Source organism: Myxococcus sp. MxC21-1 (assembly GCF_032612255.1).
In the GTDB taxonomy this organism is placed as follows: Bacteria; Myxococcota; Myxococcia; order Myxococcales; family Myxococcaceae; genus Myxococcus; species Myxococcus virescens.
Genome location: NZ_CP123278.1, coordinates 6,153,858 through 6,177,470, shown reverse-complemented (window position 1 = coordinate 6,177,470; position 23,613 = coordinate 6,153,858). Strand labels below are relative to the sequence as shown.

Annotated in this window: 12 protein-coding genes and 3 pseudogenes; 8 read left to right on the top strand and 7 right to left on the bottom strand. The window is 71.0% G+C overall.

The window, feature by feature from the left end; all coding sequences use genetic code 11:
* Window positions 1-57: 57 nt before the first annotated feature.
* Both QEG98_RS27085 and QEG98_RS27080 read right to left on the bottom strand, forming a co-directional pair.
* Window positions 58-2,574 carry a ribonucleoside-diphosphate reductase subunit alpha gene (locus QEG98_RS27085; RefSeq protein ID WP_316563342.1) on the bottom strand — a complete coding sequence of 839 codons (2,517 nt, stop codon included), beginning with the start codon at window positions 2,572-2,574 and terminating at the stop codon, window positions 58-60.
* Window positions 2,575-2,956: 382 nt separating this feature from the next.
* On the bottom strand, window positions 2,957-3,847 hold the full coding sequence (locus QEG98_RS27080; protein ID WP_316563341.1) for an IF-2 protein: 891 nt from the start codon (window positions 3,845-3,847) through the stop codon (window positions 2,957-2,959).
* 104 nt (window positions 3,848-3,951) lie between these two features.
* On the opposite strand from QEG98_RS27080, the gene QEG98_RS27075 reads away from it, so the two are divergent.
* The 5 genes and pseudogenes from QEG98_RS27075 to QEG98_RS27055 all read left to right on the top strand — a co-directional run bounded on the left by QEG98_RS27075 (window position 3,952) and on the right by QEG98_RS27055 (window position 14,187).
* Window positions 3,952-7,815, top strand: a complete 3,864-nt coding sequence (locus QEG98_RS27075) for a methyltransferase domain-containing protein (protein WP_316563340.1) — start codon at window positions 3,952-3,954, stop codon at window positions 7,813-7,815.
* Complete coding sequence (locus QEG98_RS27070) at window positions 7,812-9,908, top strand: hypothetical protein (RefSeq protein ID WP_316563339.1); 2,097 nt, start codon at window positions 7,812-7,814, stop codon at window positions 9,906-9,908. The genes QEG98_RS27075 and QEG98_RS27070 overlap by 4 nt, the downstream gene beginning before the upstream one ends.
* Window positions 9,909-9,932: 24 nt before the next feature.
* Window positions 9,933-10,784, top strand: a complete 852-nt coding sequence (dapF, locus tag QEG98_RS27065; RefSeq protein WP_316563338.1) for a diaminopimelate epimerase — start codon at window positions 9,933-9,935, stop codon at window positions 10,782-10,784.
* A 38-nt stretch (window positions 10,785-10,822) separates the two neighbouring features.
* Window positions 10,823-12,672 (top strand): annotated as a pseudogene (locus QEG98_RS27060) (response regulator).
* 19 nt (window positions 12,673-12,691) lie between these two features.
* A pseudogene (locus QEG98_RS27055) lies at window positions 12,692-14,187 on the top strand (DUF4388 domain-containing protein).
* A 12-nt stretch (window positions 14,188-14,199) separates the two neighbouring features.
* Here the strand turns inward: QEG98_RS27055 and QEG98_RS27045 are convergent.
* Complete coding sequence (locus tag QEG98_RS27045; protein WP_316563335.1) at window positions 14,200-14,733, bottom strand: DUF3592 domain-containing protein; 534 nt, start codon at window positions 14,731-14,733, stop codon at window positions 14,200-14,202.
* 21 nt (window positions 14,734-14,754) lie between these two features.
* On the bottom strand, window positions 14,755-15,282 hold the full coding sequence (locus tag QEG98_RS27040; protein ID WP_316563334.1) for an SHOCT domain-containing protein: 528 nt from the start codon (window positions 15,280-15,282) through the stop codon (window positions 14,755-14,757).
* Between the two features lie 594 nt (window positions 15,283-15,876).
* On the opposite strand from QEG98_RS27040, the pseudogene QEG98_RS42235 reads away from it, so the two are divergent.
* From QEG98_RS42235 to QEG98_RS27015, 3 genes and pseudogenes are all read left to right on the top strand, one after another.
* A pseudogene (locus QEG98_RS42235) lies at window positions 15,877-17,485 on the top strand (sigma 54-interacting transcriptional regulator).
* A 183-nt stretch (window positions 17,486-17,668) separates the two neighbouring features.
* Window positions 17,669-18,022: a hypothetical protein gene (locus QEG98_RS27020; protein WP_316563331.1), complete on the top strand. Its 354-nt coding sequence runs from the start codon at window positions 17,669-17,671 to the stop codon at window positions 18,020-18,022.
* A gap of 115 nt (window positions 18,023-18,137) precedes the next feature.
* Window positions 18,138-18,557, top strand: coding sequence for a hypothetical protein (locus tag QEG98_RS27015; protein ID WP_316563330.1), 420 nt, complete (start codon window positions 18,138-18,140; stop codon window positions 18,555-18,557).
* Window positions 18,558-18,563: 6 nt separating this feature from the next.
* Here the strand turns inward: QEG98_RS27015 and QEG98_RS42230 are convergent, their stop codons facing one another.
* The 3 genes from QEG98_RS42230 to QEG98_RS27005 all read right to left on the bottom strand — a co-directional run bounded on the left by QEG98_RS42230 (window position 18,564) and on the right by QEG98_RS27005 (window position 23,612).
* Window positions 18,564-18,797 (bottom strand): hypothetical protein, encoded by a 234-nt coding sequence (locus QEG98_RS42230; protein WP_410477850.1) that lies wholly within the window; start codon window positions 18,795-18,797, stop codon window positions 18,564-18,566.
* 844 nt (window positions 18,798-19,641) lie between these two features.
* Window positions 19,642-22,215: a protein kinase domain-containing protein gene (locus tag QEG98_RS27010; protein WP_410477849.1), complete on the bottom strand. Its 2,574-nt coding sequence runs from the start codon at window positions 22,213-22,215 to the stop codon at window positions 19,642-19,644.
* A gap of 140 nt (window positions 22,216-22,355) precedes the next feature.
* The gene (locus QEG98_RS27005; RefSeq protein WP_316563329.1) at window positions 22,356-23,612 is read right to left on the bottom strand and encodes an Ig-like domain-containing protein; all 1,257 of its coding nucleotides are present in this window, start codon (window positions 23,610-23,612) and stop codon (window positions 22,356-22,358) included.
* Between the last annotated feature and the right edge of the window lies 1 nt (window position 23,613).

Below are 23,613 nucleotides of genomic sequence, written 5' to 3'. Positions count from 1 at the left end.
GCTGCGGCGCGGTGACTCAGTCGTTCTTCAAAAAGCAAAACCGCCAACGTCCCAGACCTACTGGCAGGCCTCGCACGCTTCCGGGTTCTCCAGCGAGCAGGCCACTGCCTCGGCCTCGGTCGCCTTCGCCACCGGGGCAGGGGCCGCCTGCGCCATGCTGGCGCCACCACCCGCGCCCACCGTCGCCTTCGCAATCCGCGTCGCCGGACGCGAGCGCAGGTAGTAGGTGGTCTTCAGGCCCTTCTGCCACGCGTAGAAGTACATCGAGGACAGCTTCCCGATGTTCGGCGTCTCCACGAAGAGGTTGAGCGACTGGCTCTGGTCGATGAACGCGCCGCGGTCCGCGCCCATGTCCAGCAGCGAGCGCATCGGCAGCTCCCACGCCGTGCGGTACACCGCGCGCAGGTTCTCCGGCAGCTCCGTAATGTCCTGCACGCTGCCTTCCGCCATCTTGATGCGGTTGCGGATGTTCTCGTTCCACAGCCCCAGCGCCTGGAGGTCGCGCACCAGGTAGCGGTTCACCTGGAGGAAGTCACCCGACAGCGTCTCGCGCTTGAACAGGTTGGACACCTGCGGCTCGATGCACTCGTAGCAGCCCACGATGGACGCAATCGTCGCCGTGGGGGCAATGGCAATCATCAGCGAGTTGCGCAGGCCGTGCTTCATGATGCGCTGGCGCAGCGCGTCCCAGCGCGCCGTGTCCTCGGGCACCACGCCCCAGTGGTCGAACTGGAGCTCGCCCTTGGCCGCCCGCGTCTCCGCGAAGGACTCGTGGGCGCCGTACTGCTCGGCCAGCTCGCAGGACGTGGTCAGCGCCGCGAAGTAGATTTCCTCCGAAATCTTCTTGGAGAGCGCACGCGCCTCCGCCGAGTCGAAGGCCAGCTTGAGCTGGAAGAAGACGTCCTGGAGCCCCATCAGGCCCAGGCCCACCGGGCGCCAGCGCTTGTTGGACGAAGCCGCCGTGGGGATGGGGTAGTAGTTCAGGTCGATGACGCGGTCGAGCTGCCGCATCGCGAGCTGGGCATTGGCGCGCAGCCGCTCGAAGTCGAACTTCCCGTCCACCAGCATCCGGCTCAGGTTCAGCGAGCCCAGGTTGCACACCGCCGTCTCACCCTGGCTCGTCACCTCCAGGATTTCGGTGCACAGGTTGGACAGGTGGATGACGTTGCCCGCCTTGCCCGTCTGGTTGCTCTTGCGGTTGCTGATGTCCTTGAAGGTCATCCAGCCGTTACCCGTCTGCGCCAGGCACTTCATCATCCGGGCGTAGAGGTCACGCGCCTTCACCTTGCGCATGGCCAGGCCGTCCGCCTCCGCCTTCGCGTAGGCCTGCTCGAAGGCGTCGCCGTACAGGTCCGTGAAGTGGGGGACGGACTTCGGGTCGAACAGGCTCCAGTCGCCGTCCGCCTCCACGCGCTTCATGAAGAGGTCCGGCACCCAGTTGGCCAGGTTCAGGTTGTGCGTGCGGCGCGCGTCGTCGCCGGTGTTCTCACGCAGCTCGAGGAAGTCCTCGATGTCCGCGTGCCACGTCTCCAGGTACACGCAGCACGCGCCCTTGCGCTTGCCGCCCTGGTTCACCGCCGCCACGGAGGCGTCCAGCGTCTTCAGCCAGGGGACGATGCCGTTGGAGTGCCCGTTGGTGGACTTGATGAGCGAGCCGCGCGCGCGCACCCGGTGGTACGCCACGCCGATGCCGCCGGAGAACTTCGACAGCATCGCGATGTCCGAATACTTCTTGTAGATGGCGTCCAGCTCGTCCGCGGGCGAGTCCAGCAGGAAGCAGCTCGAAAGCTGCTCGTGGCGCGTGCCCGAGTTGAACAGGGTGGGGGAGCTGGGCAGGTACTCCAGCGAGCTGAACAGCCGGTACAGCTCGATGGCCTCATTCACATTGCCGCCGCTGAGCGCGCTGGCCACGCGGAGGAAGAACTCCTGCGGCGTCTCCAGCACCTCGCGCGTCTGCGGGTTCTTCAGCAGGTACCGGTCGTAGACGGTGCGCAGGCCGAAGTACTCGAAGAGGTCGTTGCGCGACGGGTCGATGGCCGCGTTGAGCTTGCGCGCGTTGGCCTGGACGAACTGGAGCAGCCGGTCCGCGATGAGCCCGTGCTTGTGGCCCGCGGCGACGGACTGGCTGAAGGAGTGGATGTCCTGGTTGCTGACTTCCTTCTGAATGAAGGTGGCCAGCAGGCGCGCGGAGAGGCGGCCGTACTCGGGCTCCTCGACGATGAGGGCGGCGGCCGTCTGGATGGAGAGGCTGTCCAGCTCGCGCGTCGTCGCGCCGTCATACAGGCCGGAAATGGTCTTGGTGGCCACGCGCATCGCGTCCACGCGGGGCAGGCCCACGCAGGAGCGCCCCACGGCGCGCACAATCTTGTTGAGGTCCACCGTCTCCGTGCCGCCGTTGCGCTTACGCACCCGCATGGAGGTGGCGCTGAAGTCGCCCGCCGTGGGCTCGGAAGCAACCGCGCCCGAAGCAGCGGCGCCCGTCGGCGCTGTCGTCGTCGCCGGCGTGGACGGACCGGAGGTGACGGGCGGGACAGACATGTTGGCGGACGGCTTCACGGGCGTATCGAAGTTCACGAGCGGCTCACTCCAGACAAAAGCAGGGCGCTTCGGGCAGACACGAGGCCTGTCCAGGGAAGCGGACTTCCCCACCACGTTACTGGAAAATTGTTCAGGTAAGTCCCGTTCCGGCGGGACGGGACTAGCGGCTGGAGTCGACGGTGTGTCTGGGGGGATTTATGGGGCAGACCGATGTTGTAAGCAAGAAACCCACAGTCCCTCCTCTTCCCCGCTCTCAGCCACATCGGCTGGTGGGGCGCCATCGACCAGCCACAAGCTATGGGGGGGTACCCAGCCTGTCAACGCGAGATCTAGTGCTCGGTCCGGCATGGCCCGTGCAATCTATGATCGATCTCCGAGACGATCTCGCAGTCATTCCGTGAACACTCGGTGACCCCACTCAGGAACGTGGAGTGTGGGCCACCTGGAATCCACCGTGGACGGTCAGAAAGGGCCCTACGGAGGGGTTGGAACCACACCGCCCGCATCCGTCCCGGCGGGGGCCTGGGGGCTCCGTCCAGGGCCTCCCCGGTGGTCTCCGGCTGCGGCGTGGGGGCCGGGGGCGGCGCGGTGGGGGCGGGCTGCGGCGCGGGCTGGGACGGCGCCTGGGGGCCGCCTGGGGGCCGCTGAGGGTGTGCACGGCGCGCCGCAGCGACTCCTCCAAGTCGCGGGCCGGCGGGGCCACGACGGACAGCATCTGGTTGGCGCTGCGCGCGTGGCGGCTCTGACTCTCCGCGGCCAGCTTGAGCTGGGTGAGGGCCTCGCTGACCAGCCGGCGGGCGTCCTCCAGCTTCTGCCGGGCCTGGTAGTAGGCCACGTCCACCATGTGCTTCTGGAGCGTCAGGCGCTGTTCCTCGGTGATGCCGGAGAGCTTCTCCGCGCGCCGGAGGTAGTAGAGGCCCTGGTCGACCCGGGCCGGCTCGTCCGACGCGATGCGCGGCCGGGCCAGGCTCTCCAGGACGGGGAACAGGGCCTGGTCCAGCTCGTCCCGGTCGGTGAACTTGCGCGTCAGGAGGGCCGAGACGTCCTGGCCTTCAATGGCGACGGGCGCATAGGCGTCCGCCAGCCGCGGGTCCCCGGTCCGGTAGGGGACCGCGCCCATGGGGGCGTTGCGGCCCTTCATCACCACCAGCTGCCCGTCCTGGAGGGCCAGGGTGAAGGTGCGCGCGTTGAGCTGGGAGAGGAGGAAGACGACCACGCCGCCCAGGCCCAGGATGAGAGTGAAGACGAGGAGCCGCGTGAAGGTACGCCGCGCCCGATAGCCGAATCCCTGTTGTGCCGTTCCGTTCATGTCGCCTGCCCTCCTGACGTACGAGCGCGAGGCCCATTTCCAGCCCCGGCGCTTAACTTGGGGCGCGCCTGCCCGGGGGTATACTCCCACTCCCGAACACACCGATGCACCACACATTCCGCCGCTTGGGGCCCAGCGAGCTGCTGCCCCGCTACATTTTCGCGGAGAGCCTCTTCGCCCGTCGACGGGTCCTGGAAGTCGATGCGGTCGCCTCCACCGGGGGCGAGAGCGCACGCTTCCTCGTGGAGAGAGGCGCGCGCGCGGTCGTGTCGTGCGACAGGGATGTAGCGGCAGTCGAGGCCGCGCAAAAGGCGCACGGCGGTCCCGCCTTGCGCTTCCGGGCCAACGTCTACGATGACTTCGAGTCGGGCAGCTTCGATGTGGTGCTGGTCGCGGATCTGGCGCCGTACGTGAAGGCGCCGGAGCTGCTGGCGGAGCTGGCGAGGCTGGTGACGAAGCAGGGCTTCCTCGTGGGCGGCCTGCGCAACGTCGCGGGGCTCGCGTTGCCCCAGTTGCTGGAGGCCGAGGAGGGCGTGCCGCCCACCTATGGTCAACTGCTGGACGCCCTGTCGGTCCACTTCGCCCAGGTGGAGGTGGCCACGCAGTCCCCGGTGCTGGGCTACCAGCTCGCCTTCGAGCGGGGCGAAGGGCTCCAGGTGGACGGCACCCTGGTGAATCACAGCGAGGCCGCCTACTTCCTGGTGGTGGCGGGGCAGGACCCGGCGCGCGTGGTGGACCCGACCTGGGTGCAGCTGCCTCCCGAGCCGCTGGCCTTCACGCGGGGCAAGCTCGATGAAGTGGTGGCGCGCGCGAAGTCCTGGGAGGAGCGCAGCGGCCGGCTGAAGGAGTCGCTGACGAAGCTCCGCGCGGAGCTGACGGACCGGGAGGCGGAGGCGGCGTCGCTGCGTCCCTCCTTGGAGACGGCCCGTGATGAGGTGGCCCGGCTCACCGCGCAGTTGGAGCAGGCGCGAGGGAGCCAGGAGGCACAGCGCGAGCGGGACGACCTGTCCGGGAAGCTGCGGCGCCGCGAGCTGGAGCTCCAGGTGGCGCAGGAGCGGCTGGCCGACGCGGACCGGCGGCTGGCGGCGCAGCGGCTGGAGGTGGAGGCCGCGCAGCGCGCCCAGGCGGACGCGGGCGTGCAGGTGTTGGCGGCCCAGGAGGCACTGCGGCTGGAGCGTGCTCGTCGTGAGGAGACGGCGGCTTCTCTCGAGGAGGCCCGCGAGCGGCTGACGCAGGCGTATACGCAGGTGCGGGACCTCCAGGAGGAGCAGGCCACGCTGCGCATCGAGCGCGAGCGGGACCGGCTGGCGGCCGAGCGCGCCGTGGAGCAGTCCGAGGACCGGCGGCGTGCCGCGGAGGCCGCGCGCGAGCGGGAGCTGCGCATCGCGGAGCAATACTCGGCGGCCCTGGCGGCCGTGGAGCACCTGAAGGCCGAGGCGGCTCAGGCGGCGGAGACGTCCCGGGACGCGGGCGCCGCCGTCTCCGTGAAGGACGCGGAGCTGGCGCGCACGGCTCGGGAGCTGGTGGACGCGCGGCAGCGGACGGCCTCGGCGGAGGGAGCTCGGAAGGACGCGGAGTCGCGGCTGGAGTCGCTCCAGGCGGAGGTCCGGGGCCTGGAGACGGAGCTGGCCGCCGCTCGCGAGTCGCAGTCCCGCCTGGGCCAGGAGGTGGAGGCCCTGACGCACGCGGAGGCTTCCGCGCGGGCCACGGCGCAGAAGTGGGAGGAGTCGCTTCATCACGCCTCGCAGCGGTTGGAGGCGCTGGAGGCGGAGCGCGCTCGGACCGAGGAGCGCCTGGGGCAGGCACTGGAGACGGAGCGGGACGCGCTCCAGGCCCGGCTGACGTCGCTGGAGCGCGAGCTGGAGGACGAGCGGGCTCGGGCGACGGCGCTGGAGCAGCAGGTCCTTGATGAGGTCTCCGCGAAGGGCGAGGTCGAGGCCCGGCGGCAGGAGCTGGCGGAGGAGCGCGCGGCCCTGGTCCGGCGCGTGGTGGAGCTGGAGGCCGAGGCTTCCTCGCACGCTCGTACGGGGCGGCAGTCCTCGGAGCGCGCGGAGGAGCTGGAGTCCGCGCTGCGGACCGCCCGTGAGGAGCTGGAGTCCGCGCACCTGGAATGGCAGGCGTCGGAGGAACAGCTCGGGCGCGTTCGCGGGGAACTGGACTCGGAGCGTGAGGCCCGGGCCGCGGTGGAAGAGGCGCTGCGGCTGGCGCGTGGGAAGCTGGAGGGCGCGGCGCAGCGGCTGACGGAGGCCGAGGCCACGCTCTCGCGGACCCGTGAAGCGTTGGACGCGGAGGTTGCTCGGCGCACGGCGCTGGAGAACTCCCTGGCGGAGGTCCGGGACTCGCTGGACTCCGAGCAGGAGGGGCGGGCCCGTGCGTTGGAGGCGCTGCGTGCGCAGCTCGAGGCCGAGCAGTCGCGGCGCAGCGATGCCGAGGCGACGCTCGCTGAGACTCGGGCTGGACTGGATGAGGCTCGCCAGACGCTGAGCCAGGTTCGGGACGCGCTTGCTTCCGAAGAGGAGCGGCGCGCTCGGTGGGAAGCGGCGCTCGGGGATGCGCAGGCGCTGCTCCAAGTGGAGGGGCAAGAGCGCGCGCGGTTGGAGGTGGCGCTCACCGCGGAGTCGGAGCGACGGGCTCAGGCGGAGGACTCGCTTGTAGAGGCTCAGGCTCGCTTGGACGAGGCGCTGGCGGCGCGCGAGCGGACCGAGGCGGAGCTGGTCTCGGCCCAGGAGGCGCTGGTCCGGCACGAGGCTCGGGGCCAGACGGCGCTCGCTTCCGAACGTGAGGAGCGTGAACGGCTGGCCGCAGAGCTCACCGCGATGCGGGAGCGAGCCTTCGGCGCGGACGAGGTCGTCACCCGGCTCCAGGCCGAGGCGGCTTCCGAGCGCGAGGCGCGTGCCCAGGCGCAGGAGGCGCTCGCAGCGGAGCGTGAGGCGCTTGCCCAGGTTCGTGCGGACCTGGACGTCGAACGCCAGGGGCGCGGCGATGGCGAGGCCGAGCTGGCCCGCGTGCAGGGGTTGCTTGGGGTGGAGCAGCAGGCCCGCACGGGGGCGGAAGCCGCGCTGGCTCAACTCCGTGCGACGCTCGGGGCGGAACAGCAGTCGCTGGCCGATGCCGAAGCCTCCCTGGCCGAGGCGCGTGCTGCGCTGACTGCGGAACAGCAGACGCGCGCCGAGACCGAGGCCGTGCTGGCGGAGTCGCGTGAGGCGTTCGCGGCGGAACAGCAGGCTCGCGCGGAGACCGAGGCCGTGCTGGCGCAGTCTCGCGAGGCGTTCGTTGCGGAACAGCAGGCTCGCGCGGAGACCGAGTCCGTTCTTGCACAGGCTCGCGCGGCACTCGAGGCGGAGCAGCAGGCTCGTGCCGAGCTTGAGACGGCCCTGTCGCAGTCGCGTGAGTCGTTGACGGCGGAGCAGCAGGCTCGTGCCGAGCTTGAGACGGCCCTGTCGCAGTCGCGTGAGTCGCTGACGGCGGAACAGCAGACGCTCATCGAGCTCGAGACCGCCCTGTCGCGGTCTCGTGAATCGCTCACCGCGGAGCAGCAGGCTCGCGCGGCCATCGAGGCCGCCCTGTCCCAGGCCCGTGAGGCGCTTGCCGCGGAGCAGCAGGCTCGCGCTCAGGCTGAGTCTGCACTGGCGCAGTCGCGTGCGACGCTCGAAGCGGAGCAGCAGACTCGCGCCGATACCGGTGCCGCGCTTGGACAGACTCGCTCGGCACTGGAGTCCGAGCAGCAGGGCCGTGCCGAGGCCGAAGCCGCGTTGGCGCAGGTCCGCGCGGTGCTCGAAGCGGAGCAACGCACGCGAACCGAAGCGGAGTCCGCGCTGCAAACGCTGCGCACGGAGGCGTCCGAGCGCGACCAGGCCCGGCAGGAGCGGCTGGCTGCCGCCGAACGTGTCATGGCTGAGCAGGAGCGCGCGCTCGAAGCGCAGCGCCGGCGGCCGAGGCTCGCGAGCAGGAGCTGCGCGATACCGTGACGCGCCTGGAGTCGGAGCGAGCGTGGGCGGAGGACACCGCGAAGGAACAGCGCTCGGCGTTGGAGTCCCAGCTCTCGGAGGCGCGCGCGGCGCAGGAGTCGGACGCGGCGCGTGCGGTCGCGCTGGCTCAGTCCCTGGCGGACCTCGAGTCGGTCCGAAGCGCGGCGGATGCCCAGCTCGCCGAGCGTGCGGGAACCATCGAGGCGCTGGAGACGCAGGTCGCCCAGTTGCGTGAGCAGGTCGCGGCGCGTGAGGCGGAGGCGGGCCGTATCAGTGAGGCCGCCGCCGAGGCTCGCGAGGCGCTGACCCGACAGGAAGCCGCCGCGCAGGAGCGACTCTCCGCGGTCGAGCGGGCGCTGGACGACGCGCTTGCTCGGGCGGAGCAGCAGCAGGGCGAAATCGAAGCGCTGGCGGCGGAGCGAGACCGAGAACGGACGGCCTTGGCCGCGGCGCAGCAGGAACTGGCGCATCTGGGCGCCGCGCGGCAGGAGAGCATGCGTCTGGGGGCACAGCTCCAGCGCGCCATGGCGGCCCTGAACGAGCGGGGCATGCACATCGCTCGGCTCGATGCCGAGTTGGTGGATGCGCAGGACCGGCTCGCGGCGCAGCGGGAGAACGCCGAGTTGCTCATGGTGCAGCTCGAGACGGCGCGGCGCTTCGCGGGCAAGGCCACCGCGATGGAGACCTCGCTCGAAGCCGAGCGCGCCGCGCTGGAGACGCTGCGGACCGAGCTGGCCCGCGCGACCGAGGCCGCCGCCACGGAGCAGGCGAGGGCGAACGCGCTGGAGGCCCAGCTCACGGACTCCGCTGATGGACTGACGCGGGCCCGTAGCGAACTGGAGGCCCAGCGCGCCGAACTCGAAGGAAAGCTCTCGGACGCCGTCTCGCGTTCCGAGGCCCTTCGCGCGGAGCTCGAAGCGCGACTCGCCGATGCTGTCGAACGGGCCAATGCACTCCGCGCAGAGACGGAGCAGCAGCGCGCTGAACTCGAAGCGCAGCTCGCGGAAGCTGTTTCTCGTTCCGACGCGCTGCGTGCGGAGTCGGGGCAGCAGTTCGCGGAGGCTACTGCTCGCGCCGCGGCCGAACGCGCGGCGCTGGAGGCCCAGCTCGCGGAAGTCGCGGCCTCCGCAGAGGCACAGCGCGCCAAGTCGGAGACCCGCATGGCGGACCTCAACGCCCGGTTCGAGGCACAGCAAGCGGAGCTGGAATCGCGGCTCGCCGAGGCCTCCGCGAATTTCAACGCGCAACTGGCAGAGGCCAGCGACCGCGCGGCCCGGCTCGCCGACACCGCTGACCGTGCCCAAGCCGACAGGGCCACGCTGGAATCCCACGTCGCCGAGCTCACGTCCCAGCTCGATGTGCTTCGCGCCGACCTGACCGCCGCCACGGAGCGGGCGGCCACGCTTCAGTCCGCCCAGGAGCGCCTCGCCCGTGTGGACTCCGACCGCGAGCGCCTCCAGTCCGACCTGTCCGTCGCCCGCGCCGCCCGGGTCCGCCTCGAAGGCCGCGTCACCGCCCTGGAAGCCGCGTCCACCGACGCCGTCCGGATCCTCGACGCCGAGCGTGCCGAGCGCACCCGCCTGTCCCAGGCGCTCGAAGTGGCCACGCAGCAGCTTCAGCAGCACGACGGCAGCGCGGCCGGGCAGCACGCATTGCTCCAGACCGAGCGCTCCCTGCTCGATGAACAGCTCCGGGGGCTCGAAACCCAGCTCCAGTCCCAGAAGGCCCGCGTGGACGCGCTGGAGGCGGAGCGCACCGAACTCCTGTCCACCGTGGAGTCCCTCAAGGTGTCCTCCCAGCCCGAAGACGTGCTGGAGATGGCCGCGGAGATGGAGCTCCTCCAGTCCCTGGTGGAGGACCTCCAGCAGAAGCTCGCGGACCGCGAGGCCGAGCTGGCCGCGGCGCAGCGGCCGGCGTCCCGCGCGGACAGCTTCGCCCTGTTGGACGCGCCCGAGCCGGCCCGGAATGAGCTGGTCCCCCCGGCCGGGACGGAGCAGGGCGCCAAGGCCCCGGCGCGGCGCCCCCGAGGCGCGGTGCCCGCGCTGGACCTGCCGCCCCAGAAAACGCCCCCGAAGCCGGGCGAGCGCGAATAGCCGCTCGCGACTAGGATTGCGCCCGTGGAAGCTCGCGAGCGCATCTTCAAGTATCAGGGCCTGGGCAATGACTTCGTCGTGCTGGACCGGCGCGGCTCCGGCGAGGACATCGACGCCGCCACGTCGCGGTGGATGTGCGACCGGCGCCTGGGCATCGGCGGGGACGGGGTGCTGGCGCTGCTGCCCTCCGAGCGTGGCGTCGCCCGCATGGTCGTGCACAACGCCGACGGCAGCATCGCGGAGATGTGTGGCAACGGCCTGCGCTGCGCGGTGAAGTTCCTGGTGGATGACTCGGGCCGGACGCCAGGCCACCTCGACGTGGAGACCGGGGCGGGCGTGCTCACCTGCTACCCCTCGTATGGCGAGGGAGGTGTGGTCGCTGTGGACATTTCCATGGGGCCCGCCCGGCTGGCCGCCCCCAACCTGCCTTCGGGCGCCACGGGTCAGCCCTTTCTGGATGCCTTGGTGCCGGGCCATCCGCCCCTGCGCGCCTACGCGGTGAGCATGGGCAATCCCCACATGGTCCTCCTGGACCAGCCGCTGGAGGATGCCTCGCGCCTGGGGCCCCTGCTGGAGCACCACCCGTCCTTCCCGGACCGCACCAACGTGGAGTTCGTCCGTGTGGACTCGGACGGCCTCACCGTGGTGGTCTGGGAGCGAGGCTGCGGCCTCACCCAGGCCTGTGGGACGGGCGCCTGCGCGTCCGCCGTGGCCGCCGTGCTGGCCAAACGGCTCCCGGCCGATGCCTGGCTGCGCGTCACCCTGCCAGGGGGAGACCTGCGCATCCGCGTCCCCGCCGACCTGTCCGACATCCGCCTCCGTGGACCGGTGGCCTTCGTCTTCGAGGGCGTTGTCGCGATTCCCTCGGGCCGGTAACCTCCCGCGTTCCTCTCGCTCCCAGGTCAGAACGCGCCGTGGCCGGACCCATCCTCGTCGTCGACGACGACCTGTTCTTCCGTCAGCTCGCCAGCGACTTGCTCACGCATAACGGGCATCGCGTGGTGGCCGTGGAGAACGCAACGCTCGCGCTCGAAGAGGCGGCACGCACGTCGTTCGACCTGGTCATCACCGATGTGGTGATGCCAGGCGTGGACGGCTTCGCTCTCACCGCGCGCCTGCGCGAGCGGGACCCCGACCAGGAGGTCATCCTCGTCAGCCATCGCACCGACATCCGGAACTCGGAGGTGGCGCTGCGCTCGGGCGCGGCGGACTGTCTCACCAAGCCGGTGGACGCCAACGACATGCTGCTCGCCGTGGACCGGGCGCTGGAGCGCGCGTCCCTGCGCCGCGAGCGGACGCAGCTTCGTGACGAGAACCTGGAGTTCGCCCGCTTCCACAACCTGCACCAGCGCTGCCTGGAGCTCCTGTCCCATCCTGACCTGGAGTGGCTCCAGGAGCGGCTCACCTCGGAGCTGGCGGCCATCTGCGACGCGCAGAGCGCCGCGCTGTGGGTGGTGGACGACCGGGGCGACCTGGTGCTGCGGGCCTACCGCGGGCTGCTGGACCGGCAGTTCCTCGCGGAGAAGATGAGCCCGGAAGGGCCGCTGTCCGGACGCCTGCGCGAGGCCCAGCCGTGGCTGGCCCGCGACGAGCGCTCGTCGGTGATGTACGTGCCCCTGGTGGCGTCGGGGGAGGTCGTCGGGTTGGCGCAGCTCTCCGACCCGCTGTCGGGGGACTTCCGGCCCGAGCATTCGCGCGATGCCCGCGTGCTGGGTGACTTCGCGGCGGTGGGCCTGAAGAACGGCCGGAAGATGCTCGCGCTCCAGCGCCTGGGCCTGAGAGACCGCGAGACGGCGGCGTACAACCTCAGCTACTTCACCGACTACGCGTCCAAGGAAATCTACAAGGCCCGGCGCTACGGGCGGACGTTCTCCCTGCTGACCTTCTCCATCGACAACCTGCCGCTGGTGCGCGTGCGCCAGGGCGCGGCGGACGCGAAGAAGGCGGTGCGCGGCATCATCAAGGCGCTCAGTAAAATCATCCGCGACTCGGACGTCATCGCGAAGGCGAGCGACCAGGAGTTCTACCTCCTGCTGCCGGAGACGGACTTCTTCGGGGCGCTGATGTTCGTGCGCCGCGCCGTGGCCGCCGTGCGCGAGGAGCCCGAGGCCATGGAGGTGGACCAGCGCCTCCCGCTGGCGATGGTGGGCGGGGCCAGCACCTTCCCCAAGGACGGCGAGGACTTCGACGAGCTGGTGCACCGCTGCCGCCGCCGCATGGACGAGCGGCGCGCGTCGTTGCAGCGCCGGCTGATGCTGGACGGGCTGCCCTTCTGGGACGAGGTGGACCTGCTGCTGGGCACGCCGAACAGCCCCCGGCTGCCGGTGGACGAGCGCTCCGAGCCGAGCCGCCGGGGAAGGTGTCCGACGTCCTCTTCGACGAGCTCCAGGCGGAGATTGCCCGGGAGATGATGCGGGACCCTGGCTCGCGCGGCCTGCTGTACGTGGGCGGGCCGGAGATTCGCACGGACCTGAACATCGCCGCCGGGCTGGAGTCCGCGCCTCCCGATTTGGCGTCGCGCATCTACCTGCTGGGCCGCCGCGTCGACCTGGAGTCACACCCCGCGCTGACGCCCGTGTTCCTGGAAGGCGACGACCGCATCGCGCGGCACGAGTTCATCCTCTGGCTCTCCGAGAACGCGGCCTACGCGCTCATCCAGCGGCGGGGCCACGGAGCGACGTGGGGGTTCCACACCTCGGACACCGCGGTGGTGGACGGGCTCATCTCCAAGCTGCAGGCCGAATACGACCTGCAGCCCTACTGACACGAAGCGGAGCGCCACCGTGGCCCCGGTCCGGAAAATCCTCATCGCCGACCCTGACCTCGAGTCCGTGCGCTCGCTGTCGCGGGCCCTGCGCACCAAGGGCTATCAGGTGCATTACGCGCCGGATGGCTCGCGGGCCCTGGAGGTGGCCGTGCTGCGCCACCCGGACCTCACGCTGTTCGACGAGGCCTGCCGGCTGCTGGACGCGCGCACCTTCATCCAGATTCTGCGCACCAACCCGCGCACCGAGGACATCCCGGTGGTGCTCACCACCGCGAGCTTCGAGTCGGACCGGCTGCGCGGCCTGCGGGACGGCTACCTGCGCAAGCCCTTCAACCTGGACGAGGTGCTCAGCCGCATCGAGCACATCTTCCGGCGCAGCGAGGCGGCCAAGGACCTCAAGAGCGAGCAGCAGGAAATCGAAGGCTCGCTCAGTCAGCTCAGCATCCCGGACCTGATGCAGTTGTTGGGCATGAACCGGCGCAGCGGCCGGCTGACGCTGGAGCGCGGCAACGACCGGGGCGAGATTTCCGTCGTCGAAGGCCGCCCGGTGAACGCGAAGCTGGGGCGCGTGGAAGGGGAGAAGGCCCTGTTCCGCCTGCTGGCGTGGGTGGACGGGACGTTCACCTTCTCACCCGGAGGCAACGCGGCACGGCCGCGCATCAACCGCGGCATGGATGACGCGCTGCTGGAGGGCATGCGCCAGTCGGACGAGGTGAACCGGCTGATGCCCGGCCTGCCGCCGCGCCACACGCGGCTGATGCTGGCGCCGGACGCGGATCTGCAAGGAGACCAGCATCCGGTGACGCAGCAGGTGGTGGACCTGCTTCGCCAGCCACGCGCCCTGGGCGAGGTGCTGGACCGGCGCCGGCCACCGACCTGGAGGTGCTCAACGTCCTCACCACGCTCATGCAGCGGGGCGTGGCGAGGGCCGCGGACGGGGCCGGCGTGGAAGCGGCATCCGGCGAGCTGCTGGGCGCGGCGGAGGTGCACGCGCTGCGCGGCCGGATTCTCCGCACGCGAGCGCCCGCGAAGGTGGCCACCGCGAAGATCTTCGTGTGCGGCAGTGGCGCGAGCGCCGCCCGGCGGGTCCTCTCGCGCATGCCCGGAATGGAGGCGCTGTCCGCCGAGCCCACCGCGGTGAAGAGCGGCTTCGGCACGCTGGGGCGCCTGGTGCTCAGCGAGGTGCTGCGCCTGGACTTCTGCGTGCTGCCCCCGCGGAGGCGGCGCGGCCGCTGTGGCGTCCCTTCACGGCGGGCGCCATGGGCGCGCTGCTGATGGACGTGGCCGAGCCCTCCGTGCGGCTCGCGCACTATCTGGCCTGGGAGGTCCGGATGCCGGTGGTGGTGGTGGGCGCGGAGGTCCCCGCGGCGTTGCAGGGGCTCCCGCGGGAGCCCTGGGCGCGGCGGATGACCGGCGGACGCGCTGCGCTCGCTGCTGGTCCAGGCGCTCAACCCGGCGCCCACGCTGCCCGGCGTGCCCCAGGTGCAGCGGGCCGCCGCGTCCATCGTGTAGGGCGAGGCCGCTTCAAAGACGCGAGAGAATCTCCGCCTTCTTCCGCGCGTATTCGTCCTGCGTGATGAGCTCGTTGTCGAGCATCGACTGGAGGTCCTTCAGGGCCTTCACCGGGTCCGCGGGGGCCACGGTTCTGGCCTCGGTGAAGCCAGTGGCCGCCGCGACGAGGGCCTGGATGCTCTGGGGGCGCTGCTGATTGACGGGCCCCAGGACGACGAACCGCTGCGGGTCGTTCGGATCGATCTTCACCTTGAGGCGCACGCCGGGCTCCAGGATGAAGGCCTTCCAATCATGCGCCCGGCTGCGGTGCTGCCGCCTGTAGGTGGGGAGGCCTGGCACCTCGAACTCCAGCAGGAAGTCGTAGACGTAGCTTCTGTTGATCTGCATCGACGTGCGCTCCATCCGGAGGATGGTGGCCTCGCCATCGGTTCCGTGCTCGCGGAGGCGCTTCGTCTGCGCGTGCGAATAGAAGAAGAACCCCGCAGCGCCGAGGCCGACGAGTGAGAAGAGCAGGAAGGGCAACATCGTCAGGACCGCGGTCAGCACCCAGCACCTCGATGCGCGTTCTCAGATACGCGCGAGAATCTGCGCCTTCTTCGCCTCGAACTCTTCCGGGGTGATGAGTCCCTTGTCCATCAGCGACTGAAGGTCCTGCATGGCCTTCACCGGCTCCCCCGCGGACGGCATGTCCTGGAGCACGAAGGCCCCGACAGGCGCCGTCATGACCGCGCCGACGATGGCGACCTTGCTCGGTTCGTCCCGGTCGACCTTGACGTTCAGGCGCATCCCCACGCCGAGCGACTCGACGCTCTGGTGTGGACCCAGCCGCTTCCTCACTCGCGCCTGATACGACGCGCGTCCCCTCTGACGGACCTCCAGGAGCAGCTCGAAGACGGGACGGCGGTTGACGCGCAAGGCCGTGTCGCGCAACTCAAGCACCGTGGCCTCGGCGTCCTCGCCGTGCTTGAGCACCTGCTGTTCCACCGCCGCGTCGCGGGCGAAGCGCCTGACGACCCAGGCGGCGTACGCGAGGATGCCGCCGAAGAGGAGGAAGACGAAGAACTCGGTGGGCGTGGCGGGGAGCAATGCGTCCATCTGGCGGAAACCCTACCATTCTCCCGTGACGCGCTGGCCGGGGCCGTCATCCCAGCAGCCAGCGCATGGCCTCCGGCAGCCGCCGTCGCAAGTCCCGCTCGTGGTCCGCGTAGCCCCGTCCAGGGCCCCTTGCGGGCGCGGTACGTGCGTTCGATGTATGGCTTCAGTGTTTCAATGACGAAGCGCACGGAGGGCTCGGTCCGGGCCGCCACGTTGCCTTGGGGCTCGTTCCACGGCGGTTGGTGCACCAAGCATCGAAGCGCGCGGACTCGGGATGGGCGAACACGTTCTGCAAGTCCTGCATGGAGAGGACAGGAAAGGACCTGTCAGGTGAGGCGTCATACGCGTCGGGTGTGAAGATGCGGACAGTGCGTGTGCGCCCACTCATGCGGGGAAGCGAAGTCTCGGAGGCTGTGGACGTATCCCATGGGGTTCGGAGGTTGGCGGCCGCGGAGGAGGACAGGTCGCGGCCCGGCACCGGCCACTTCCCCCAACCCACGGGATTCTCACGTCGTTTCCTCGGTGGATGAACCCAGCGCTCGGGCGTCCGGAGGTGTAGGCTCAACGGGTATCCCAGGACTCACACGAATACCCATGCAGCAGAAACTCGCCGCAGACATGTCGACCACCGCGGGCCGCGCACAGGCCGGGCAGAGCCCGGTGGCGCTCTCCGTGCCTGCCTTGACGATCGTGTCCCATCCCCAGCCGCAGCGCATTGGCGAGCGGCTGTTGCTGGAGGTGCTCGCGTCCCAGGGGCGCACGGCGGCCCTTTCTCGCAACGCGCCGGACTTCTCCCGGCCCGGGGCCTCATGGCCCTCCCGTTGGGAGACCCATTCCTCAGCCGCAAGCCGGTGGAGTTCGAGCCCGGCCCACGAGGCGGCCTCCGGATGTTGGTGCCGGAGGACGGCACCCAGGTGCGCGTGGCGAACGAGCCCGTCGTGGGCGGCCGGGAGTTCTCTCGCGAGGAGCTGTCCGCTGGAGTGCCGCTGGTGCTGGCCGAGCGCGTGGTGCTGTTGCTCCACGGCCTCGTCCTTCCGCCAGCCGGGCGTGATGGACCTGGGCATCGTCGGTCACGGTGAGGGCATCCACCGCGTGCGCGAGGACATCATCCGGGTGGCTGACCTCGCCGTGCCGGTGCTCATCCGCGGCGAGACGGGCACGGGCAAGGAGTTGGTGGCGCGCGCCATCCACGCCAGCGGTCCCCGCCGCGCCGGTCCCTTCGTCAGCGTCAACCTGGGAGCGCTCGCCAAGGAGCTGGTCGCCGCGGAGCTCTTCGGCGCGCAGCGCGGGGCCTATACGGGCGCCAGCCGGGACCGGGAAGGCTACTTCCGCGCCGCCGAGGGCGGGACGCTCTTCCTCGATGAAGTCGGCGAGGCGCCGCCCGAGGTGCAGGCCGCGCTGCTTCGCGTGCTCGAGACGGGCGAAATCTATCCGGTGGGCGGCCATACGCCGGTGCCTGTCGACGTCCGGCTGGTCTCCGCCACGGACGCGCATCTGGAGGCCCGCATCCAGGAGCGCACCTTCAAGGCCCCGCTGCTGCACCGGCTGGCCGGCTTTGAAATCCTGGTGCCTCCGCTGCGCGAGCGCCGCGAGGACGTGGGCCTGCTCTTCCTCCACTTCGCTCGCCAGGAACTGGAGGCCATGGGGGAGGGCGGTCAGTTGACGTCCGCGGACCCGCGCGCCGAGCCTGGTTGCCCGCGGCCCTGGCCGTCCGGCTGGTGCGCCACGCGTGGTCCGGCAACATCCGCCAGCTGCGCAACGTCACCCGTCAGCTCGTCATTGGCAGCCGGGGCATGCCGGGGCTGCGCGCTGATGAGCGGCTGGAGCAGGTCCTGGACGCGGATGCGCAGCCAGTCCCCGGGCGTCCGTTGACCGTGCGCACGGGGGAGGAGGGGGCGACGGCGCGAAGGCACCGCGGCGCAAGCCCGCGGAGGTGGGTGAACAGGAGTTGCTGGAGGCATTGCGCGCCTGCTCCTGGGACCTGAAGGCCACCGCGGACTGGCTGGGCATTCCCCGGCCGTCCGTCTACGTCCTCATCGACAAGAGCTCGCTCCTGCGCACCGCGCGCGACTTGAGCCCCGAGGAAATCACCCGCTGCTTCCACGAGTGCGAGGGTGACCTCGACAAGATGGTGCAGCGGCTGGAGGTCTCCAAGCGCGCGCTCCAGCGGCGGGTCCGGGAGCTGGGCCTCAGTGGTGGGTAGTGGTGGCTGACACGTCAACCCGGACCTGGTGGGTTCGGTTGACGCGTCCATTCGCCTTTCGGGGGGCTCGCGTGTCGGTGGTCGAGGGGGGCCGCGCGCCATTCCTGGCTGGTACGGTGTCTGCAACTCACAGCCCGCAGCAATCCTTCTCATTGCCCCATTGAGGATACGGGAGCCGCGCCCATGACCGCTGTTGTCACCGTCACCATCAAGAAGTCGGGAGACCTGGTCTATGAACCCAGCAACAAGGTCGGGCGCGGGTACACCGTCCGCTTCGTGCTCGACCCGGTCAACGGTCCTCTGTGGGCCACGGTGCATCCGCCCACCTGCCTGGTTTCAACGAACCCCGTCACCCTGGACAAGGCGTCCTCGGCGACGCCCCCCATCTACGAGGACCCGGTCTCCGAATCGGCCGCGTTCATGACGTATGCGTTCACCGTGGAGGTCCCTCCCGTGCCGGAGAAGCCGCACCTCGGAGGCGAGGCGGAGACGAAGAACGGCAACCTGGACGTGACGACGGATCCACCGAAGCTCTGAGCCGCCCTGACGTGTCAGGCCAGACCTCATGGGTGGGGCTGACGCGTCCAGGTACCGCTGAGGACATGCTCCGGTGGTGAGTCTTCGAGGGCGCTGTGAACCAGACCTGTCTGGTATGGTGTGTGCAAATCACAGCAGGCAGCAGTTCATCACACGCCCCAGCGGGGCACAGGAGCCACGGCCCATGGCCATCATCACTGTTCTCATCAGCAAGTCCGGGAACCTGAGCTACATCCCCAACAACAAGGTTCGGCACGGAGACACGGTCCGCTTCGCCATTGAACTGATTGGCGGCGCATCGGACGTGACGGTGAATCCCCCTGCGTGCCTGGATTCGACGGCGTCGTTCAGCTTGAACAACACCTCGCTGTCCGCCGCCCAGCGCGACGACCCCGTTTCCGACGGGGCCGCGGTCGGCTCGTACCCGTTCACGGTGGTGACTGGCGGCTCCCCCGAGGCGCGCAGCCACGGGCTCGAGTTGGAGACGAAGAACGGCAACCTGGACGTGACGACGGACCCGCCCAAGGAGTGCTGAGCCACGTCAGGGCGTAGGAGGGCCGGCCAGTGGCTCGCGAGCCGCGCCGAGCCGGCCTCTCCATTCGGATTCCAGGTGAGGGTTGCGGGCCAGTGCTTGCCGCAACATCTCCTGGCCCTCGATGCGCCAGGCCTGCCGTTGCTCGGAGGAGGCGCGCGTCTCCGCCAGGGCGAGCAGCCCGCCGCCACGAAGCGCCTGGGCCCGCGCCCACCTGGGCCGGTCCGCCAGGACTTCCGCCACGAGCGCGAGCCCCTGGTTCAGCAGCGGCGCGGCGTCCTCGTTCCGCTGCTGACGCCACGCGGCCCAGTCGAGCTGGAATCGCGCGGTGGTCAGCCGGTAGTCATGCCGGCGCGGCTCCAGCGACAGAGCTTGTTGGAAGGCCTGTGACGCGAGCTCGAAGTCTGATTCCTGAGCAGCGCCCCGGTGCGCCAGCCAGCGGGCCTTGAGCGCGCGGGCCTCGCCCATGTTGCGCCACGTGTGGCCCTGGCGGGGTTCAGCGTGGTGGCCCGAGCCAGGGACTCCTCGGCCTTCGCCAGCTCCGCCCGTGGGTCGCCGCCGGTCTCCAAGCTCCACGTCGCCAGCAGTGTCTGCACGCGGCCGAGGTTGGCCCAGAGGTCGGCGTCCTGGGGCTGGAGCGAGAGTGCCTGACGGTAGGCTTCCACGGCGGCGCGGCCACTCGGCCCTGGATTCTCCCTGCGCGCGGACTGGAAGGTGGCCCTCAGGGTCCACACCTCGCCCAGGTTGTTGTGGGCGTACACCTGTCTGGGCGCCAGCGTCCGGGCCTCCTCGAAGGCCGCTTGCGCCTGCTGGAGCAGGGGCTCGGGGGCGCCGCCTTCCTCCCAGCGTTGCTCGGCTTGCCACAGCAGTGCCACGCCCAGTCCGTTGTGGAGCGGGGGGAGCTTCGCGTTGATGCCCAGCCCCTGCCGGAACAGGGACAGCGCCTGCTCCAGGTCCGCCTCGAAGGGCTCGCCGTGGCTCCAGCGCCAGCGCGCCAACTGCTCGGAGATTTCCGCGCCGCGGAAGCTGGCCACGACGTTGCCGGGATTGAGCGCCAGCGCCTTCGCCAGTGCGTCACGAGCCCGCATCAAATCTCCCGCGGCGTCGGTGGCGCGTGGATTCGACGCGCGGCGGCGCAGGGCGTTGCCCAGGTTGATCCACGCGTCGGCCTGGTTCTCCCGCACGCGGATGGCCTCCAGGTACGCGTCAATCGCCTTGCCCTGGTGCTCCAGCGGGTCCACGCCCCGCTCGGCCTCCGCGTCCGCCCACACCGGTAGGTCAGGCCCAGGTTGGCGTGGAAGGCATAGTCTCGCTCCTCGGGGCGCAGGCGCTCGAAGGCCTCGATGGACAGACGGAGCTGCTCGCTCGGGTCCTGCCCGCGCTCCTGGCGGTAGCGGGCCCACAGCCGGTGGGTGATGGCCAGCTCCAGCGCGACACGGTCGCTGGGCGGCGCCAGGACCAGGGCCTCGCGCGCGGCGTGGATGGACTTCTCCAGCAGCGGCTCGGCGTCCTCGCGTCCCTGGCTGGTGCGCTGCTCCGCGAGCCGGCGGTGCAGGCGGGAGAGGACGACCAGCGCACGGTGGTAATCCGGCGCGGCGGTGAGCGCGCGGGTCGCCGCCTCCACGCCGCGCTCATAGTGGGGCAGCACGTTGCCTTCGCCGTACAGCTCCATCACCAGCGCGGCCAGCTCCAGGCGCGCCAGGACGTAGTGGCCCATGGGCTGGCTCTCCGCGGTGGCGACGGCGGCGGCATAGGCGCGGCGGCCCGCGTCCAGGTCCTCCTGTGAGCCGGTCTTGTCGCCCTGGTGCCAGCGCTGCGTGGCCCGCGCCAGCAGCACGTCGCCTTGCAGCAGGGGCGCTTCGTAGAACCAGGGCTGCGCGCGGCCCATGGCTTCCAGGTGGGTCAGGGCTTCTTCGTGGCGGCCCTCGTAGAAGGCGAACAGCGCCTTCACATACAGCGGTGGGACGGGGACGTCGGGGCCTTCGGCCTGGCGCAGGTAGGCCAGGGCCGGGTCCCGGTAGTTCTGCTCCAGCTCCTTGCGGCGGACCTCGCGCTGCTCCGGGCTGCGGCGCTCCACGTCCAGCAGCAGCCGCTCCTGGTAGAGGTCTCCCAGCACCTGCGCCAACGCCCAGGCCACCCGGGGCTCGCGGTAGCCCTGGGCCCATGCGGCCTCCAGGCGCTTGCGCGCGGCGTCCCGCTCATCCAACACGAGCAACGCGCGGCCCAGGGCGTACTGGCCGGGGCCCAGCGCGTGGGGGCCCGCCTCGCGCACCTCGGCCGCCAGCGCGTCCATGCTGGCGCGCAGCTCGCGCCGGTCTTCACGGGTGTCGTGCAGGCGGGACAGGGCGGAGTAGCGCGCGGAGGCCTCGATGCGTTCCACCCGTTCGGTGAAGCGGCGCGTGAGGCGTTCACGCTCGGCCACCTCGCCGCGGGCGATGCCCGCCTGGATGAGCGCCAGCAACACCACCGTCAGGGCCGCGGAGCCCAGCGTCAGCGCCACCCGGTGCTTGCGGGCCTTGCGGCGCAGGCGGTAGCCCAGTCCCTGTCGCGCGAGGACGGGCTCTCCTTCGAGGAACCGCTCCAGGTCCTCCGCCAGCGCCCGCGCCGAGTCGTAGCGGGCGGGCCGCTGCTTCTCCAGGCACTTGAGGACGATGGCTTCCAGGTCCGACGGAATGTCGGCGTCGAGCGCGCGCGGCGGCGCCGGCTCTTCGTGCTGGAGCCGGGTGATGACCTCCACCTCGGTGGCGCCGGTGAAGGGCGGCCGGCCGGTGAGGAGCGAGTAGAGCGTGGCGCCCAGCGCGTAGATGTCCGCGCGCCGGTCCAGGCGGGACACCTCGCCGCGCGCCTGCTCCGGGGCCATGTAGTGCGGGGTGCCCTGCACGGCGTTGGGCGCGGCGCCTTCCTCGCGCCAGTCACGCGCCAGACCGAAGTCCATGACGAAGGGGGCCAGCCCGCCGTCCTCGGTGCGTTCCACCAGGATGTTGCCGGGCTTGATGTCGCGGTGGATGAGGCCCGCGCCATGGGCGGCGTGCACGCCCTCGGCGGCCTGGCGCAGCACCAGCACCTTCTGCTCCAGCGTGAGCGAGCGCGCCAGCTGTCCCAGCGGCTGGCCGTCCACGAAGCGCATGGCGATGTAGCCCCGGCCGCGCACCTCGCCGACCTCGTACACCTCGCACACCCGCTCGTGTCGGACGCGGGCCTGCGCGCGGGCCTCGGAGAGGAAGCGGCGGGCCAGCTCCGGGTCGTCCCCGCGCACGAACTTCAGCGCCACGTTGCGGCGGAGCATGGGGTCATACGCCAGGAACACCCGGCCCATGCCACCCTGACCCAGGAAGCGCACGGGCTGGTAGCGGTCCCAGTCCGGCACCGGGAAGGTGGGGCCGTCCGGCTCCACGGCGGGGGGCGGGGACACGCCCGGGGTGACGGGCGTCAGGGTGGCGGCCTCGAGCGGCCGGCCGGCGCTCGGGTCCGTGCTCTCGGAGGCGAGCTCGCCGCGAAGTGCCACCAGGGAGTCCTCGGACAGCCGGCCTCGCTCCCGCAGCAGCTCCAGGGGGCCACGCCGCAGGCGGAGCGCTTCCTCACGCAGGACCGCCACCTCCTCGCCGGAGAGCAGGCCTTCGTCCATCGCGAGGAGGAGCTCCTCCTCGTACGTCTCATTCAATCGCCCCGCCACGTGCACGGCCCCAGCATACGGGCTGGCGCGTGGCGGGGGGAAAATCCGCCGGGAGGCCCACGAGGCCGGCGGAGTTGGCCTCAGAGGGAGGTGTGGACCTCCCGGCGGAAAGGTGTAGCGGTCAGCCCTTAGCCGCGCTTCCTCCGGCGGAGGCCGAGCAGGCCCAGGAGCGCCAGCCAGGACGCGGCGGGCGCCGTGCTGCAGCCGCCACCGGCGAAGGCCCGGGTGAGCTCCACCGTCCACGAGTACGCCGCGGGGGTGCTGTCCACGTTGCCCGCGCGGTCCGTGGCCCGCACGCGCAGGGTGTGCTGACCCTCGCCCACGTCATAGCTGTCCCGGCAGGGCTCGAAGGGGCCCCCGTTCAAGCTGCACTCGTAGGTGACGTCCTCCTCGGAGGCGCCGTACTCGAAGGTCGCCGTCCGGTTGCCGCCGCGCGAGGGCGGCGCGCGCGAGATGCGCGTGTCGGGCTCCTGGGTGTCGATGATGAACTCGCTGGGCGAGGAGGGCTCGCTGGTGCGGCCCTCGCTGTCGGTGGCGGTGGCCGTCACCGTGTGCGGCCCATCCTCCAGCGGCTGGGCCGGCGTGCAGGTCCACGCGCCCACGTCGTTGGTGGTGGTGGTGCAGAGCACCGTATCGCCCTCGTACACCGTCACCACCGTGCCCGGCGCCGACGTGCCGCTCAGGGGCGGCGTCGACGTGTTGAGCACCGCGCCGTCGGCGGGCCCGGTGATGACCGGCGGCTCCGTCGTGGTCAGGGTGATGGTGAAGGTGACGGGCGCGGAGGTGGGGCCGGGGGTGCCGCCTGGAGGCGTGGCGGTGGCAGTCACCGTGTGCGGGCCTTCGGCCATGGGCGTGGTGGGCGTGCAGCTCCAGTTGCCCGCCGCATCGGCCGTGGTGGTGCAGAGGGCGGTTCCGCCCTCGTACACCGTCACCTCGTCACCCGGGGTCGCCGTGCCGCTCAGCACGGGCGTCTGCGTGTCCAGCACCGCGTCCGGCGTGGGGCCGGTGATGACCGGAGGCGCCGGCGGCGAGTAGTCGACGATGAAGTCCACCGTCGTGGACGTCTGCGGCGCGCCCGGGAAGGTGGAGGTGATGACAGCGGTGTGCGGCCCTTCCTCCAGGTCCGTCGGCAGCGTGCAGCTCCAGTTCCCCTCCGCGTCGGCGATGACGGTGCACACCGGCGCGGGGTTGCCGTCCAGGTACACGTCCACGGTGGCGCCCGGCGTGGCGGTGCCCTCCAGTTCCTCGCCGGCGGTGCCGCCCGGCGTCGGAGACGTGACGACAGGGGCCGTCTGGCAGATGGACAGCGCGTCCACGCGGTACGTCACCGCCGTGTCGGAGTTGTTGGCCAGGTCGCAGTCGGTGTCGACCAGCGCGATGCGCACG

What these genes read in the sequence shown, in the direction of transcription:
- QEG98_RS27080 (WP_316563341.1), bottom strand. Translation starts at nt 3,847, where the DNA reads ATGAACGGAACGGCACAACAGGGATTCGGCTATCGGGCGCGGCGTACC.
- QEG98_RS27015 (WP_316563330.1), top strand. Translation starts at nt 18,138, where the DNA reads ATGGTGTGTGCAAATCACAGCAGGCAGCAGTTCATCACACGCCCCAGC.
- QEG98_RS27040 (WP_316563334.1), bottom strand. Translation starts at nt 15,282, where the DNA reads ATGGACGCATTGCTCCCCGCCACGCCCACCGAGTTCTTCGTCTTCCTC.
- QEG98_RS27075 (WP_316563340.1), top strand. Translation starts at nt 3,952, where the DNA reads ATGCACCACACATTCCGCCGCTTGGGGCCCAGCGAGCTGCTGCCCCGC.
- QEG98_RS27020 (WP_316563331.1), top strand. Translation starts at nt 17,669, where the DNA reads ATGACCGCTGTTGTCACCGTCACCATCAAGAAGTCGGGAGACCTGGTC.